The sequence below is a fragment of the Peptostreptococcus anaerobius VPI 4330 = DSM 2949 genome (assembly GCF_000381525.1).
GTDB classification, from domain to species: domain Bacteria; phylum Bacillota; class Clostridia; order Peptostreptococcales; family Peptostreptococcaceae; genus Peptostreptococcus; species Peptostreptococcus anaerobius.
In genome coordinates this window covers 1-1,981 of record NZ_KB906668.1, presented here as the reverse complement: position 1 = coordinate 1,981, position 1,981 = coordinate 1, and the positions used below count along the sequence as shown (strand labels likewise).

Genomic DNA, 1,981 nt, shown 5'->3' with positions numbered 1-1,981 from the left:
TAGTTGTTTAGATTATTACATGAATTGAACCGCCGTATGCCGAACGGCACGTACGGTGGTGTGAGAGGGAGGAGAAAGTCCTCCCTACTCGATTTGCAACTAACAGGAGGGAAACTAATATGCACGAAAATAAAAATGAACATAATGCAGGAACAAAGACTATAAAGAAGATTGAAAAGGCAAATTATGAGGTTATTGTCCATTTTAATGAAAATGCGACTGAAACTATGCAAGATAAATTGAAAAGGATAATGCTTAGGGAAATGGAGCGAGAAAAAGATAAAAAACCTCATAAAAATGATTAGAAAGTCCTTGACAAGTTGTTGCAGGAACAACGGACTTGAATAACTTCAACAACGAGAAAAGAAAGCTGACACAACTGGAAGTCAGGCAGAAGAACCGAAGTCAAGACCAGGGATTCAAGATTGACCCAAGTAAGACTAAAGTCAGGGATGTTGATGTTAAAAAGACCAAAGATTACTTGATACAAAAAGCCATAAATGATAAAATTGAAGAAACAAGGAAATATATAAAATCAGATGAGTGTATTAAAAAGATTCATGAGGGTAAGCAAGGCAAACACATAGTAGGTCATAATAATTACGATGGCAAAAGTTATTTAGCCGAGGAGGTTGACCCACAGGAGCTTGTCGACGCTTATCACGGTACTGGAGATTATAAAATAACTAGCCCAAATAAAAATTGGGTTAAGAAAGAATTTGTATTCGGTAAGGATACAATGGAGTTTGTTGTCGATGAAGTTATTAGAGAAGTAACACCGACAAGATATTTTTCAATACACTATTCAAATGAGGGTACGCATATAGTGCCTAGAAAGGGGCCGAGCAATGGTAAGTCTAGAGGAAATGAGAAGAGCTGAAGGCCATCAAATTAGAATTGTTTATATAAACGGTGAGTCAAATGAAGATTATTGTTCGTATTATATGCATCCAGCCAATGATGAAGAGGAAGCATTGATATTTATAGGTGAACATTTCGAGGCGGAACAGTCTGACATTGAAAGTATTACAATTCTAGACTAGTAGGTGTAACAATGGATAATTTTAAATACATATATAGGATTTTGAAGATACTTGAAAAGTATATGGATTTAGAAGAGTTCGACCCGGAGTTAATAGGGTATAAAGAGCTTGATATAATTAAACCTAGGTGGTCAAGGATAGTGTCAATGTTAAAAGAACAAGAATACATACAGGGTATTGACATATGGTATTCACTAGCCCAAGATTACCCAAGGGTGAAATTGGCTAATCCTCCGATTAGGTAGTTAAAAAATAAATATTTGATTATTGGGAAGGCTGGTGAAAATCCAACCTCCCTTTAATTTATAATATTACTTAATTTTTTTGCATGTCAATAAAAACTGCTATAAAATCAGTTTTAAATCTAGTAACTTATGCGTTTTTCGAATATGATTGATAGCTCTTTGAATATAGATAACCAATATTTTGAGAATTCAGCATCTCCGACATAAAGCCCTAATACTTCTTTAGTGCCTTCTATTGTAATACCTAAAATCACATAAGCAGCTCTCTTTTTTACATAGACTCGTTGCCACCCTTATTTTTTAGTTCTTCTTCTCTTTTTTTTATCAGAATTTTTAATTCTTCAAGGTCATCTGGGCTAGAGTGCTTATTTATAAAAAGTCTAGCAGTACGACGATACCCATCTATTCTAGTCTTTTCTTTGTTTTTTTGTTCCCATTTTCTATTAGCTGGTAACTTGCCAATTTGTTTGTTTTCTTCCATAGACGATTACCTCCTTGTTGATAAATAATCAAATATTGTGGCCACTAAAAAACCTATAGCAGATATTGCTAATAGTATATCTTTAGTTTTAAAGTAAGCTAATGTTAGTGCTAAAGTTGTTACTACTAATAATATGATAGTGTAAAATAAGTATGGAGTTTTTGAAATAAAAAATAGAGATTACAACCTCTTGTGTTAAAATATATTTGACC

Annotated in this window: 5 protein-coding genes and 1 pseudogene; 4 read left to right on the top strand and 2 right to left on the bottom strand. The window is 33.6% G+C overall.

All coding sequences use genetic code 11. The features are described from left to right. Nucleotides 1–119: 119 nt before the first annotated feature. The 4 genes from F823_RS0110345 to F823_RS0110330 are packed head-to-tail and all read left to right on the top strand — an operon-like array spanning nt 120 to nt 1,288. Complete coding sequence (locus F823_RS0110345) at nt 120–305, top strand: transposon-encoded TnpW family protein (protein WP_002843519.1); 186 nt, start codon at nt 120–122, stop codon at nt 303–305. Between the two features lie 35 nt (nt 306–340). Then, on the top strand, nt 341–880 hold the full coding sequence (locus F823_RS0110340) for a polymorphic toxin type 50 domain-containing protein (protein WP_002843521.1): 540 nt from the start codon (nt 341–343) through the stop codon (nt 878–880). Further along, nucleotides 849–1,043: a hypothetical protein gene (locus tag F823_RS0110335; RefSeq protein WP_002843520.1), complete on the top strand. Its 195-nt coding sequence runs from the start codon at nt 849–851 to the stop codon at nt 1,041–1,043. The genes F823_RS0110340 and F823_RS0110335 overlap by 32 nt, the downstream gene beginning before the upstream one ends. Nucleotides 1,044–1,054: 11 nt before the next feature. Continuing rightward, nucleotides 1,055–1,288, top strand: a complete 234-nt coding sequence (locus F823_RS0110330) for a YjcQ family protein (RefSeq protein WP_002843524.1) — start codon at nt 1,055–1,057, stop codon at nt 1,286–1,288. Between the two features lie 152 nt (nt 1,289–1,440). Here the strand turns inward: F823_RS0110330 and F823_RS11495 are convergent. Continuing rightward, nucleotides 1,441–1,563 (bottom strand): annotated as a pseudogene (locus F823_RS11495) (transposase); the annotation flags it as partial. Further along, nucleotides 1,560–1,769, bottom strand: a complete 210-nt coding sequence (locus tag F823_RS0110325; protein WP_004167331.1) for a hypothetical protein — start codon at nt 1,767–1,769, stop codon at nt 1,560–1,562. The pseudogene F823_RS11495 and the gene F823_RS0110325, both read right to left, overlap by 4 nt. Between the last annotated feature and the right edge of the window lie 212 nt (nt 1,770–1,981).

Coding starts and splice junctions, on each gene's coding strand:
- F823_RS0110345 (WP_002843519.1), top strand. CDS start 120: ATGCACGAAAATAAAAATGAACATAATGCAGGAACAAAGACTATAAAG.
- F823_RS0110335 (WP_002843520.1), top strand. CDS start 849: ATGGTAAGTCTAGAGGAAATGAGAAGAGCTGAAGGCCATCAAATTAGA.
- F823_RS0110330 (WP_002843524.1), top strand. CDS start 1,055: ATGGATAATTTTAAATACATATATAGGATTTTGAAGATACTTGAAAAG.
- F823_RS0110325 (WP_004167331.1), bottom strand. CDS start 1,769: ATGGAAGAAAACAAACAAATTGGCAAGTTACCAGCTAATAGAAAATGG.